Annotated in this window: 10 protein-coding genes and 2 pseudogenes; all 12 read right to left on the bottom strand. The window is 69.4% G+C overall.

Annotation, left to right across the window (positions count from 1 at the left end; all coding sequences use genetic code 11):
* Window positions 1-127: 127 nt before the first annotated feature.
* On the bottom strand, window positions 128-997 hold the full coding sequence (locus tag E1262_RS11235) for a F510_1955 family glycosylhydrolase (RefSeq protein ID WP_132103221.1): 870 nt from the start codon (window positions 995-997) through the stop codon (window positions 128-130).
* Window positions 998-1,078: 81 nt separating this feature from the next.
* Window positions 1,079-1,699: a DUF305 domain-containing protein gene (locus tag E1262_RS11230; RefSeq protein ID WP_132103220.1), complete on the bottom strand. Its 621-nt coding sequence runs from the start codon at window positions 1,697-1,699 to the stop codon at window positions 1,079-1,081.
* A 63-nt stretch (window positions 1,700-1,762) separates the two neighbouring features.
* Window positions 1,763-2,185, bottom strand: coding sequence for a DUF6153 family protein (locus E1262_RS11225; RefSeq protein ID WP_203453770.1), 423 nt, complete (start codon window positions 2,183-2,185; stop codon window positions 1,763-1,765).
* 73 nt (window positions 2,186-2,258) lie between these two features.
* Window positions 2,259-2,810 (bottom strand): annotated as a pseudogene (locus E1262_RS11220) (proton-conducting transporter transmembrane domain-containing protein); the annotation flags it as partial.
* Between the two features lie 86 nt (window positions 2,811-2,896).
* Window positions 2,897-5,329 carry a heavy metal translocating P-type ATPase gene (locus E1262_RS11215; protein WP_420810517.1) on the bottom strand — a complete coding sequence of 811 codons (2,433 nt, stop codon included), beginning with the start codon at window positions 5,327-5,329 and terminating at the stop codon, window positions 2,897-2,899.
* 67 nt (window positions 5,330-5,396) lie between these two features.
* Window positions 5,397-5,639, bottom strand: a complete 243-nt coding sequence (locus tag E1262_RS31305) for a DUF427 domain-containing protein (RefSeq protein WP_238992900.1) — start codon at window positions 5,637-5,639, stop codon at window positions 5,397-5,399.
* Window positions 5,639-5,758 (bottom strand): annotated as a pseudogene (locus tag E1262_RS32055) (DUF427 domain-containing protein); the annotation flags it as partial. The pseudogene E1262_RS32055 and the gene E1262_RS31305, both read right to left, overlap by 1 nt.
* Window positions 5,759-6,334: 576 nt before the next feature.
* Window positions 6,335-7,939, bottom strand: coding sequence for a glycoside hydrolase family 13 protein (locus E1262_RS11205; RefSeq protein WP_203453769.1), 1,605 nt, complete (start codon window positions 7,937-7,939; stop codon window positions 6,335-6,337).
* Window positions 7,936-9,576, bottom strand: a complete 1,641-nt coding sequence (locus E1262_RS11200) for a GH39 family glycosyl hydrolase (RefSeq protein WP_132103217.1) — start codon at window positions 9,574-9,576, stop codon at window positions 7,936-7,938. Before E1262_RS11200 ends, E1262_RS11205 begins: the two co-directional genes overlap by 4 nt.
* Before the next feature lie 65 nt (window positions 9,577-9,641).
* Window positions 9,642-10,685, bottom strand: a complete 1,044-nt coding sequence (locus E1262_RS11195; protein WP_132103216.1) for a GDSL-type esterase/lipase family protein — start codon at window positions 10,683-10,685, stop codon at window positions 9,642-9,644.
* Entirely contained in the window at window positions 10,682-11,566 is an 885-nt protein-coding gene (locus E1262_RS11190) for a dihydrodipicolinate synthase family protein (protein WP_132103215.1), read from the bottom strand. The genes E1262_RS11195 and E1262_RS11190 overlap by 4 nt, the downstream gene beginning before the upstream one ends.
* A 40-nt stretch (window positions 11,567-11,606) precedes the next feature.
* The gene (locus tag E1262_RS11185) at window positions 11,607-13,241 is read right to left on the bottom strand and encodes an extracellular solute-binding protein (protein ID WP_132103214.1); all 1,635 of its coding nucleotides are present in this window, start codon (window positions 13,239-13,241) and stop codon (window positions 11,607-11,609) included.
* Window positions 13,242-13,266: the final 25 nt, after the last annotated feature.

Genomic DNA, 13,266 nt, shown 5'->3' with positions numbered 1-13,266 from the left:
CAGATCGGTGGCAGCACGATGAATGAAGCTCGCCCTGAACTTCACGAGGCGGGAGGTCGAATCGCCCGTCGATGGTGACGTAGCTGGCCCGGCCCAGTGCGCCGGGCCTACGCGGTTCCGGCTCACATCAACCCCAGGTGTAGTAGGGCTCAAACCTCTCACCGCCGTCGCTGGAGGCGACGATGGAGCCCTCGAGAGCGACGTAGATGGCGCCGTCGTGGGCGACCGTCATGGCCTGCGGCGGTCCGCCCAAGCCGGCGCGCTCCTCCCAGGTCACACCACCGTCGACGCTGACGTGAACCGCGCCATCGGGCGCGATGCCGTAGACCTCGTCGGCGTGCGGCCACTCGGCGAGCATGACGACCGGAGCGCCCTCGACGACGGCGAAGGTGCGGCCGCCGTCGGTGCTGAGCTGCGGGCCCTGCTCCGTGGTGACCAGCACGGACGCGGCGTCATCGGGGTTGATGGCGACGTCGGCGAGCGGGATCTGGCCGAGCGACGTCCAGGTCTCCCGGTCGGTCGTGGTGAGCAGCTCGCCGCTGCCGCTGTCGTAGCCGTAGACGGTACCGGCCTTGGCGTCGAGGGTGTGGAAGTCGACCTCTCCGGACAGCGAGAGCGTGTTCCAGGTGGCGCCCCTGTCGGAGCTCTCGAGCAGGCCGAGGTTCGGCGGCAGGTCGGTGCGGCTGTTGGGGTGGCCGCTGGCCAGGAACTCGCCGGTGTCGGCGACGGTGAAGCCCATGAAGTCGTGGTCGTCGCTGCTCGCGGCCGACGCCCGCCCGTCCGGCGAGACGGCGAACAGGCCGTTGTGGGTGGCCACGTAGAGAACGTCGTCCACCATGCCGAGGCCATGGATGTGGTCGAACGGCTCCCCCACGTGGGCCTCGGCCGTGGCGCCGGTGTCGGCGTCACCTGCGCTGTCGCCGTCGTCACCGCAGCCGGCCAGGAGAAGGCCGGCCGCCGCGATCGCGGCGGGCAGCCGTGCACATCGTTTCGTCATCGATGTCCCCTTGAGAGTCGAAGTGAGGAGGTACGAGTCGTGGCGGTGCCGGGCGGTCACCCGGCACCACCACGAGCTGAGTCAGGAACCCACGCCCTGGAGCATCTGCTCCATCTGCGTGATCTCCGCTTGCTGGGCGTCGATGATCGTCTGAGCGAGTTCCTGCGCCTCCGGGTCCTGGCCCTCGGCGAGCTCGGTCTCGGCCATGGCGATGGCGCCTTCGTGGTGCTCGATCATCATGGTGAGGAACATCTGCTCGAACTCCGCGCCGGCGGCGGCGCCGAGGGCCTCCATGTCCCCGGCGGACATCATGCCCTCCATGTCCATGTCCATGTCCATGTCTCCCGAGCCGTGGCCGGCGTGCGGGTCGTCGGACGGGGCGTCCTCGCTCCACCGTTCGAGCATGGCGGTCATCTGGTCGATCTCGGGCTGCTGTGCCGCCTCGATGGCGTCGGCGAGCTCGATGAGCTCGGGGCTGACGCCCTGGTCCGGCACCACCTGGGCCATCTCGACGGCCTGTTCGTGGTGCGGGATCATCCCCTGGGCGAAGTCGACGTCGGCGTCGTTGAACTCCGCCTCGGTGGCGCTGGTCTCCGTCGCCGGATCGGCGCCGGCGTCGTTCGACTCGTCGTCGCCACAACCGGCGAGCAGGAGCCCGACGGCAGCCACGAGGGCGGGCAGGGTGAAACGTGTGCGGTACATCGATCTGTCCCTTTCAAGACGTGCGTGGGCATGCGAATGTGCAGGTCAGGAGAACCTGACCTGTCACGTCCGGATCACGCACAGGGACATCAGAAGCGCCGAACCATGGGGTCTGGGAGGTGCCCTGGAAGGCTTCGGCCGGGCTCGGAACGCCACGAACGACGACATCGGCAGCCATGGGCGCCGGGCCAGCAGCAGCCAGCCGACCACCAGCACGGCCGCCGCAGTCAGCACGGCAAGGCATAGGTGCAGCAGGCCGTGACCGGCCGACGGAGCGTCACCGTCGGCCACGCCGGAATCCGAGGCGGCGGAGACGTCCGCACCCTCCGCATGACCGACGGCAGCAGTTGGGCTGTCCACCATGGCCGAGGACCCGGGACCACCAGATCCGTCGTGCTCAGGACGGGCCACATGGTGCATCACCACGATGCCGAGGACAAGGACTGCCACCGCCATCAGGCGCGCCAACAGCCGTGGTGTCCTCACGGAATTCGAGCGTAACCCTTCTCGGCCCGCAGCCCGACGGTGCTCCCCCGATCGGCCACGAGCGAGGGCGCGTTCAGAGTCCGACATAGGCCAGCCAAGCTCCCGCGCCGAGGCCGAGGACCAGGGACCCGGCGGCCGCGGCGTGCAATGTCGCCGCAGGCGCACACGCCGGCACGGTCATGGCCTCGACCGGTGTAGTGGTGTCGGCTGCGGGTGCGATCCAGCGCAGGTAGTAGAAGAGGCTGGCGACGGTGTTGACGGCGGCGACCACGACGAGCCATGCCATGGCGCCGTCGGCGGCCGCCAGGAAGACGGCGAGCTTGCCGACGAAGACGGCGGCGGGTGGCGTGCCGACCAGGCCGAGCACGCAGACGACCAGGCTGACCACCAACCATCGGCGCTCGCGGACCGCGGCCGCCCAGTCCGCGATGGTGGTGGACCTCGGCAGCGCGGCGACGGCGGCGAACGCGCCGAGGTTGGTGATCGCGTAACCGGCCAGATAGACGACCAGGGCGGGGACGGCGATGTCGGTGCGGGCCGCGACGGCTACCACCATGAACAGGTAGCCGACCTGGCTGATGGTGGAGTACGCGAGCAGGCGCAGCAGCTCGTTCTGGGCGAACGCGGTGCGCCCCTCGACCTCCGCGGTCAGCCAAGACCGTGGTTCGGCGGCCGCCTCCTCGGGCGGGCTTTCACGTGTCAGACCGTTGTTCATGCCGGGGTCTCCGTCTCGTCCGCGTGTCCCTGGACGTCGAAGCCCATCTCGTGCAACTTCGCGCGGAGCCGGCCTTCGAAGACGTCTGCGGCGTGCTCGATCTCCACGATGTCCGCTGCGTGGTCGGCGGCCACCCGGTGGACACCGGGCACAGCGCCGAGGCGGTCCTCGATCCGGCTGGCGCAATGCTGGCAATGCATGGGCACCCGCAGCCGCGTGGTGGTGAACGCCGCGAGTTGGCGTTCGCCGCGGGCGCGGCGCAGCAGTCCGCTGGCGAAGGAGTTGGTGAGCACCGTGGTCACCGACGCGACCATGGCGGCCATCGCCCAGATCGGGTGCACCAGCCCGGTCGCCGCCGCCGGCACCCCGATCCCGTTGAACGCGAACGCCAGCGCGAGGTTCTGCTTGGTCTTGGCGTACGAGCGGATGCCGATCTCGCGGGCGTCGGCGACCGCCCCCAGCCGGTCGCTCAGGACGACGATGTCGGCGGACTCGATCGCGATGTCGGTACCGGCGCCGATGGCGAACCCGACGTCGGCCTGGCTCAGTGCCGGTGCGTCGTTGATGCCATCACCCACCATGGCCACCCGCCGGCCCTCACGCTGCAGCCGTCGCACCTCGTCAGCCTTGTCCGCCGGCAGCACCTCAGGGAGCACCCGGTCGATCCCCACCTCCGCCGCCACAGCCTCGGCGGTACGCCGGTTGTCACCGGTGATCATCACCGCGGTGATACCAGCCTGGCGCAGCCGCCCGATCGTGGCCGCGGCGTCCGGCTTCACCTCGTCGCCGATGCCCACCAGCCCCAGCAGCCGCCCGTCGCGGGCGACGCCGACAACGGTCAGCCCCTGTCCCTCCAGCTCCCGCTGATGCGAAGCGGCAGCAGACACGTCGACGCCCCGCTCGGCCAGGAAGCCCAGCTTGCCCACCAGCACCGGCGCGCCGGCCACCGTCGCCTCGATACCCCGCCCGCTGTGGCTCTGGAAACCGTCGGCCCGCGCAACATCGATGCCGCGTTGCTCGGCGGCGTCCTCGACCGCGCGGGCCAGCGGATGCTCGCTGGCCGCCTCCGCCGCCGTGGCGATCGTCAAGACCTCGGCCTCGCGGAATCCGTCCATCGCGATGACGCGCCGCACCGCCGGCCGACCGCGGGTGATGGTGCCCGTCTTGTCGAACACCACCGTGCCGATCTCGCCCATGATCTGGAACGCCTCACCCGAGCGCATCAGGATGCCCTGGCTGGCGGCCTGTCCGCCGCCGCGGATCATCGCCAGCGGCGTCGCCATCCCCAACGCGCACGGGTAGCCCAGCACCAGCACCGCAAGAGCGGCGAACGTCGCACGGAACACGTCCGGTGACCCGCCGAACAGCAGCGGACCGAGCGTCCACACCAGCAAGCTGCCCGCGGCGATCACCAGCACTCCCGGCACGAACCACTTCAGGACGGTGTCGACGAGCCGCAGCACTCCCGGCCGCAGTGCCCGGGCCTCCTCGATCGAGCGGGCGACCTGGGACAGGAACGACTCCTCGCCCACCCTGGTGACCTCGACGACGAGCGTGCCGGTCTGGTTGATGGACCCGCCGATCACCTCATCACCGGCAACCTTCTCGGTCGGGATGGATTCACCGGTGACCAGCGACTCGTCCACCGCCGAGACCCCGTCGACGACCATGCCGTCGACCGGGATGGATTCTCCGGGACGGACCCGCACCGCATCGCCCACCATCACGTCGTCAACGGGCACGTCGACCTCGCGGCCGTCGCGGATCACGCGTGCGGTCTCCGGCTGCAGACTCATCAGCTGCCGCACCGCATGCGAAGAACGCGTCCGCACTGCTTTCGACGCGTAGTCGGACAGCAGGTGGTAGGTGGTGATGAACACCGCGACCGCGAAGAAGTGGCCGGCCGGGAACTCCGCGCTGACGAACAGCCCGAGCACTCCCCCGATCAGGCCGGCGAACGCTCCGAACTCCAGCAGGACGTGCTGATTGAGGATGCCGCGGCGCAGCGACGCCCATGCCATCCGCTTCACGAACCACGCGGTGACGAACATCGTCTCCAGCGCGAGAGCGAACATGATCCACATCAGGAACGGGTGGGCCAGCACCGCCCAGAACGGCTCCATCCCGAGGAACATCAACACAGCGGTGACGCCGGCGAATACACCGGCGACAATGAGCCGGTTCCGCGCCGTACGTAGCTCGCGTTCCTCTTCGTCGAAGGAGCGGACCTTCGCCGGGTCGCGGTAGGTGTAGCCGACCTGCTCCAGGGTCCGGCGCAGCTCATCCTCACCCACCAACGCCGGGTCGTACCTGATCAACCCCTCCTCGTGCGCCAACGACACCCCCACCTCGTGCACACCCTCCATCCGCGAGTACGCCTTACGGATGGTGCTGGTGCAGAACGAGCACGACATCCCGCCGATCTTCATCCGGTAGGTCGCCTCGCCACCGCTGGTGACGTCACCGGTCGGACGCCGGTCGTCGGCAGTCACCAGGTCACCCCATTTCGACCTCGAGGGTCAGCCGGCCGCCCACGCGCAATGACCGATATCGAGCGGTGCCCTTGTAGGGGCAGACGGTCCGCGTCGTACTCGGTTCGAGAAGATCGTCGCGCGCGTGCGCACGTGAGAGGTAGTAACGGTTGGGCAGGCCGGTCTCCGACAGCAGCCGCGCCGAATCGGCATCCGCGATGACCACGTCGCCGAGGAGTATCCGTACCCGCCGACTGATCGCGCGCACGTCGACGCGGTGGTACGGGTCGCGCAGGTGCCGTGATCGCTCGACTCGAGCAGGTCCTGCCGAGCGTCGTCGCTCGGCACATACAGCTGCGGCAGGCAGCCGGTCTCTTGAAGCAGCATGCCATGACGGGTATCGAGCAGCGTCTCGCCCGCAAACACCGCCCGCACCCGGCGTGGGAATCGATGGAACAGCAGCCGATGGTCAGGACCGGCGATGGTGTAGTTGGTCTGCCGAGGCGGGTCCGCGGACAACGGGCCGTGATTCAAGGTGAGCGTCATAGCCGGCAACAGCCTCCTCTTCGAGCGCGTTGGGCACCGCTGTCGGCACCAGCAAACAACCGTTGAACCGTGCCTTCTGTGTGCCCGGCCACAGAACGGTCGATGAAGCTTCGGCACGGTGGACGTCGTGGGTACTCCCTCGCCGCCGACACCTCAACAAGGCCGTTCCCAATAGACCTGGAAGGACTACGTGCCATGACCAAAGTGGCGATCCTTGGCCGGGCGTTCTCGCCGACCCGGCGCACACGTCCCACGGGCTCTACGAGACGGTACGTGACCGAGTCGCCGGAGCCTGCGGCTTCTGCGCACGAGCATTCGACGCCGGAGAAGGGCTAGAGCACGCACACGTGAGCATGCTGGAGCAATACGACGATCATCCGAGCGTCCGCCAGCTCGTCGCGTCCGGCCACGAAGTCATCACCTTCTGAGCCGAGCCGGACGCGGCCGAGACCGCGTCATGCGCCACCATCCGCCGCTGTTCGGTGGCACGGCGGCGCTTGTCCAGGGCCGGCTGGCGACGATGAGGTCTCCGTCCGGGGCGGGCACGGGATCGGGTCCGGTGTTGACCAGGCAGACGAGGTCTCCGCGGGCGAACGTCAGGACGTGCGGGGGCTGGTCGAGCCAGGTCAGTGGAGTGTCCAGCCCGAGTTCAAGGTCGCGCCGAAGCCGGAGCAGGTCGCGGTAGAGCCGTAGCGTCGAGGCCGAGTCTGCCTGCTGGCTGTCAGCCTCGTAGGCGGCGAACCATGGCGGCTGGGGCAGCCACGGCGCCTGGGCGCCGTCCGGCGAGAAGCCGTACGACGTGCCCTCGGACGTCCAGGGCAACGGTATCCGGCAGCCGTCGCGTCCCAGCTGCCGTCCGCCAGTTCGGCGGAAGATCGGGTCGGCGCGGTGTTCGTCGGGCAGGTCGATGTACTCGGGGAGGCCCAGCTCGTCGCCCTGGTAGACGTAGACGGCCCCCGGGAGCGCGGCGAGCAGCAGGAACGCTGCCCTGGCCCGCTCGGCACCAAGGCTTGCGCCGCCGTAGCGGGTGACGACGCGGGTCGTGTCATGGTTGCCCAGGACCCACGTCGGCGCCGAGCCGGTCTGTGCTGCGAGCGCGAGACCGCGGTCGATTGCCCGCCGGTACTCCCCCGCCTCGAAGGGCACGTGGAGCAGGTCGAAGAGGAAGGCTTGGTGCATCTCGTCGGCACGGACGTAGTCGGCGAGATGCGCCTGGGCGAGTCCGGTCACCTCGCCGACCAGCACCCGGTCGCCCAGGTCTGAGTGGGCGTACTCGTCGACGATCGCACGCCAGCCGCGATACACCTCGTGCACCTCGGGCTGGTTCCAGGCGTTGGGGTTGGCGGCGTCGCGGGTCAGCTCATCGGCGCCGGGCTCGTCGCCGTCGGCGAGCTCTGGATGTTTGAACAGGCCTTGCGCGGCGTCGATCCGGAAGCCGTCCACGCCGCGGTCCAGCCAGAACCGCAGCACCTTCGCGAACATCTCGGGTACGTCGGGGTGCCGCCAGTTGCAGTCCGGTTGCCCCGGCGTGAACAGGTGCAGGTACCACTGGGAGGTTCCGGGCACTCGGGTCCAGGCCGGGCCGCCGAACATCGACCGCCAGCCGTTGGGTGGCGCGTCACCGTCGCCGTCGGCGAAGTGAAACCGCTCACGCGCCGGGTTCCCGGGCTCGGCGGCGAGCGCTTCGACAAACCAGGGGTGCGTAATGGCGCAGTGGTTCGGGACGACATCCAGAAGGACCCGCAGACCGAGGCGGTGTGCCTCGGCTACCAGCTGGTCGAAGTCATCGAGGTCGCCGTAGGCCGGGTCGATGTCGGTGTGGTTTTCGATGTCGTACCCGTGGTCGTACTGCGGCGACGGGTAGCACGGGGTGAGCCAGATCCCGTCGACGCCTAGGTCGGCGAGATACGGAAGGCGGCCGGTGACGCCCTTCAGGTCGCCGATGCCGTCGCCGTTGGAGTCGGCGAAGCTGCGCACGTAGACCTGGTAGATCACCGAGTGCCGCCACCAGGCCTCGGTCACAGCGGCAGCGCCCCGCGTTCGGCGATCACAATCGGCGAGTCGTAGAGCGGCAGGCCGCGCAGCCGCACGCCACCGCGGTCATCCCGCCAACAGCCCGCCGGCAGCTCGTACACGGCACCGGTGCGCAGATCGACGTACACCGGGTCGGTGAACCGCACGCCCGCGAACCGGATGTCGGTCACGAGCCAGGGATGCGGTGGGTTGACGGGCGCGGCGACGGTCCAGGCCGCGACCAGGTGCCCGGCGTCCAGGCGCTGGAAGCCGTAGGCGGCGACGGCCGGGTCACCGTGGTGTGAGGAGACGTGAGCGAAACCGGGCAGCGGCTGGACGCCCGCGTCGAACACGCTGACCAGTGCCTGCAGGGCGTAGTACGACTCCTTGGCGTACACGACGCTGCGGTCCGCGGCGTTGATGTGCAGCAGTCCTTTGTAGTTGACGCCGGTCGAGTAGGCCATGTCGCACAGGGAGAAGTGGCAGCTGCGGATCCCGCGGGCGAAGTCGCCCAGGGCGCGGCGCAGGTTCCATTTCGCCTGGGTGGTCTCGCTCCACTCGACGCCGCTGTCCTTCGCGTTGGCCAGGGCGCCGTAGCCGGGCGTGGACGGCGCGCCGCTCTCGCCCTGGAACAGCGGTATCTGGCGGCCACCGGTGATGCCGGGGAGGGCCCGCGCGAACGCCTCGACGGTGAGGTACTTCACCTCAGGCACGAACGCGTAGTGGTGGTACGTGATGGCCGTCAGCAGGTCGAGCTTGCCCCTGTCGGCGAGGTGGGCAACGAAGTCGAGCGCGTGCAGGTTGGTCAGGCCATTCGCCGGGCCGTAGATCTTCGCCGCCGGTTGGACCGACCGAATCACCTCAGCCGTGCGAATGTAGAACTCGGCGTACTCGATCGGGTCGATGAGCTGGACGTCGGGCTCGTTCCAGATCTCCCACTCGTCCACCCGGTCGCGGTAGCGGGTCACCAGCGCGGCGACCCAGCCGTCCCAAGCGGCCAGGCCCTCGGCGGAGCTGGGAAGTGGCCCGTTCACCTGCTCGTGGCCGGCACCCGGATAGATGGGGTTGCCGTAGGACGTCTCGACCCAGGGTTGCACACCCTGGGCGAGGGCGTCGTCGATGATGGTGTCCAGCCAGGCCCAGTCGTAGTGGCCGGGCGTCTGCTCGGTGCGGCCCCAGCCGGCTTGCAGCCGCAGCCCGGTGACGCCGAGCGGTCCCAGGTAGCGCTTGTACTCCTCGTACCGGGTGAAGTCGCGGTCGATCGTCTCACCGCCGACCGACCACGGCGACGGAGCCAGCTCCGCGGCCGACCGCGGCCGGACGCCGCCCGTGAGCTCGAAGCCGGACGCCGGCGGCCGCTCGACGGTCACCCGCAAGTGAGTGATCGAGGCGATCCCGTCGGCGCGGGCGGCCACCGCGGCGAGCGGACGGGCGGCCCGCACCGGCAGCGCCGCGGCCCTGCGCGTCCCGTCGACGTACACGTCACAGGTTCCGGCAGCCGGCTGGGCCACCAACCTGACGTCGAACCAGGCTGGGCCGTCGTCCGGAGTCAGTCCGCCGAGTTCTTGGACGAGTGCGGGTGTGCCGTCCTCGTCCTCGAGCCGAAGCTCGACCCTCGTGGCGGAGCTGTCAGCCCTGACCCTCATGCCAGCGATCACGAGATCTGACGTCGGCGGGAAGGTCTGGACGGCGGACGCGTCGGACAGCTGTGTCACCGTGGATCACCAACCTGTTCAGTATGGACGGAGGAACGTGCCGCGCGCGCCAGCTGAGGTGACAGGCGGTCGGCCAGCAGCCGGTACCCGTCGGAGGTGGGGTGCACCCCGTCGGCGAGGAACTCCTCGTCGCCGGGACCGAGGATGGTCAGGCCGTCGATCAGCCGCAACCGAGTGTCCCCGACGCCGACCAGGTCCGCGACGGTGGCCGCCACCTGGTCGCGCAGGTCTCGGAGGGTCATGCCGGCGGCGCTGGGCGTGTCTTCGTTCGGCGGCGACAGCAACGGCGAGATGACCACGACGGGGGTGTCCGGATGGCCGTCCCGGATCGTGTCGACGAACCCGGACAGGAACGACGCCAGGGTTCGGCGGTTGAGGCTGCTGGAGCCGTGGATGTTGATGCCGACGCACAGCGAGATGAGGTCGGCGGGCCGGTCGCGGATGGCTCGCGCGACGAGCGGATCCAGGTGGCACTCGCCGCTGAAGCCCAGGCAGGTGAGGTCCCAGTCGTGCCGGCGCGCGACGAGCGCGGGCCAGGTCTCGCTCGGTCCGGCCGACTTGCCACTGCGCGTGATCGAACTGCCGTAGGTGACCCATCGGTGTCGGCGGGCCGGTGCCTCGGCGGTGGTGGCCCCGGTCAACCGCAGGGCGCCCACCCGGGCCCACCCGCCGTGGGGCAGCCAGACGTCCACGTCGTTGCTGCCGGCCGGTAGGTCCACCGAGATGGTGGCGGGTCCCTCGGTGAGGTGGTGCCGTGCGACGAGCACGTCGCCGACGCAGACGTCGAGCGGACGCGGATAGGGACCCGGCTGATAGTCGACGCAGAGAGCAAGGCGTGCGGCGTCGGTGCGCAGTGCGGCCCGTACGCCGACCGGGGCCCGGGCGCCCGCGGTCAGGTCGGCGGATCCGGCCAGGCCGACCCTCGCGGGCGGGAGTCGCCACGGCTGCCACCATTCATCGTCCCGGGTCCAGTCGAGCCATCCGTGCCACAACCAGCCGGCGGTGTCCGGTGTCAATGTGATCGCGTCGGATGTGGTCATGCCGGCTCCGGCAGCTTGGCGACGATCGCCTCGACCTCGTCGCCAGGGGCCGGCAGAGAGGGTGGCCGGACGTCGCCGACGTCGAAGCCGCTCAGGCGAAGGGCCTGTTTGACTACCGCGACGTTGTGGCGACCGCCATCGCGGTTGCGAAGTCGCTCGAAGGCCAGGATCGGTTCCAGCACCTCGGCCAGGGCCGCCGCGTCGCCGTCCCTGGCGGCCGCGTGCACCGCCAGGGCCAGGTCTGGACGCACGTTGGCGAGGCCGGAGGTGAAGCCGCGAACCCCCAACCCAGCGGTGGCCGGAACACGGGACTCGGCGGCTCCGTTGACCCAGACGCAGTCGATCCCGTCGCTCATCAACTCCTGGAGGGCGGCGAGATCGGGAACGGCGTACTTGACGCCGACGACCGCGGGATGTGCGGCCAGCTCGGCGACAGCGCCGGTGATGAGCCGCCCGGACCGGACATAGAGGACGGTGGGCAACGGCATCCGTTCCACGAGGTCGATGATGTACGCCCGCACCCCGCTGTCGTCGGTCAAGGGATCGGCCGGCTCGTGCAGCATTACGGCGTCGTAGCCCAGCGAGGCAGCCAGGTCGGCGTTGCGCAGCACCTCTGAGGCACTGCCCGCGAGGCCGGCGATGCGCACGGCGCCGTCAGAACCGTCGGCGACGGCACGCAGCATGGCCTCCCGCTCGCTGCCATCGAGCTGATAGACCTCGGCGGTGTTTCCCAGCGCGGTGACCGCCGGTATCCCGGCGCCGATCACCCGGGCCGTGAGTGCGGTACAGCGGTCCGCGTCGAAGGGCCCGGAGCCGTGTCGAAAGGGCGCGACCAGAACGGCCACGACACCGTTCAACGCCTGTGCGAGGTGCTGGTTCACCTAGGTTCCTTGACTAGTGCCGGTAGGTGGTGAGCGTGGATCACTCGACGGACGCCTCGTACTCGGTGGAGAGCTCATCGGCGATGGCGGCGCCGCCACCGTCCCGCCACTTCTTCAGCGCGTCGTCCCAGGTCGAGATATCCGCGCGGCCGAGGACGATGGCTTTCACGGCATCGAGCATCGATCCCTGCAACGTCGCGAGTTCGCGGTCGCTGGTGGGTGAGGAAAGTCCGACCGACGGATCCGTCAGCCCTGCGGGTAGCACTTCGGACTGGTACTCGAAGGCGCGCCGGGTGGCCTGCTCGTTGCCGGGAACCTGGATGACGTCCGGTGAGTCGCACACGTACTTGCTGATCGGCACGGAGTTGTTGTTCTCCAGCCCGGCAAGCTCCGTCATCGCCAGCCCGTCCGCGGTGCGGGTGAAATGCTCACCCTCGACCCCGTAGTTGACCAGCTCGTGCTCCACGGTGCCGTAGGGTGCGGCGAGGTAGTTGCAGACCCGCAGCAGCAGCCGGATCCGGTCGGCGTCGGCGTTCTTGAACACCGTGTAACCGAACAGCCCTCCACCCAGCCACGATGTCCGCTGGTCGCCGAACGGCAACGCAATGTCGGTGGCGAACCGGTCGCCTACCCTGTCGAGGTAGGTGCCGTTCGCGTAGTTGTAGTAGGAGCCGAGGACCGAGGCGACATCGCCGCTGTAGTACACGTTCATGATGTCGGCGAGCTCGGAGGTCAGCGACGACGGGTGGTAGCAGCCCGCCGCGTAGACCTCCCGGGCGAACTCCAGCGCCGCCCGGTACTCGTCGGTCTCGTACGCCGAGACGAACGCGCCGTCCTCCACCTTCCAGTTGTTCGGAGCACCGAGAGACCCGCTGAAGTAGTTGAACCCGAGGTCGGAGCTGACGGCGCCGTAGCCGTAGGTGCCACTGCCGGTGAGAGCCTGCATCGCGGCGAAGAACTGGTCCTGCGACCACTCCTCCGGCGCGCCGGCCTGGTCCATCAGTGTGCGGTTGACGTGCAGCACGACCGGCATCCGGCCGCGGGTGATCGGGATCCCGTAGAGCCGGCCGCCGATGCGGCCGACGGCCTGCCAGCTGTACGTCGGGATGTTCGCCAGGTTCGGGTACTCCTCGACGTTGTCGCCGCCGATGAAGTCGGACAGATCGGCGCACTTCGCCGAGATGAACTCGCGGATCCGCGGCACGGTGCCATTGATCAGCACGATGTCGGGTAGCTCGTTGGACGCCATCAGGGTGGCGAGCTTGGATTGGTATTCGGCGATCGGGACGAGGTTGAGCCGCAGGTCCACGCCGAGCGCCTCGTTGATCGCCTGCCAGAGCCGGTTGTCCTCCACCGACTTCGGCGGCGGGCTGTAGGTGGGGATCATGGCGGTGATCACCTCACCGTTGCCCGGCGTCTCGCTGACCGATGGGGTCAGCTCGCCTGGGTATGCGAAGTACGCGTCCTGGGCGCCCTCACCGTCGGCGACGAGGTCGGGTGTCGGCCCGGAGGCGCGCAGGTAGGTCGGCCAGGGCACCAGGTCGGTGCCAGTATTGCCGACGGAGCCGGTGCCGGAGCCCGACGACGAGCAGCCGATCAGCGCGGAACTGCCGGCGGAGAGGATCGCGCCAGCGCCGGCAAGCTTGAGCAGCGTACGGCGGTCGAGTGCGTTCATGATCTCTTCCCTTCTCCTTCGAAGG

Origin of the sequence: Jiangella aurantiaca (assembly GCF_004349105.1) — a bacterium.
In the GTDB taxonomy this organism is placed as follows: Bacteria; Actinomycetota; Actinomycetes; order Jiangellales; family Jiangellaceae; genus Jiangella; species Jiangella aurantiaca.
Note: the sequence above shows the minus strand (reverse complement) of the source record. Positions and strands in the feature narration are given on the sequence as shown.

Excerpts from the sequence above, each read along its gene's own strand:
- E1262_RS11235 (WP_132103221.1), bottom strand. The coding sequence starts at position 997 with ATGACGAAACGATGTGCACGGCTGCCCGCCGCGATCGCGGCGGCCGGC.
- E1262_RS11195 (WP_132103216.1), bottom strand. The coding sequence starts at position 10,685 with ATGACCACATCCGACGCGATCACATTGACACCGGACACCGCCGGCTGG.
- E1262_RS11230 (WP_132103220.1), bottom strand. The coding sequence starts at position 1,699 with ATGTACCGCACACGTTTCACCCTGCCCGCCCTCGTGGCTGCCGTCGGG.
- E1262_RS11200 (WP_132103217.1), bottom strand. The coding sequence starts at position 9,576 with ATGAGGGTCAGGGCTGACAGCTCCGCCACGAGGGTCGAGCTTCGGCTC.
- E1262_RS11185 (WP_132103214.1), bottom strand. The coding sequence starts at position 13,241 with ATGAACGCACTCGACCGCCGTACGCTGCTCAAGCTTGCCGGCGCTGGC.
- E1262_RS11215 (WP_420810517.1), bottom strand. The coding sequence starts at position 5,329 with ATGAAGATCGGCGGGATGTCGTGCTCGTTCTGCACCAGCACCATCCGT.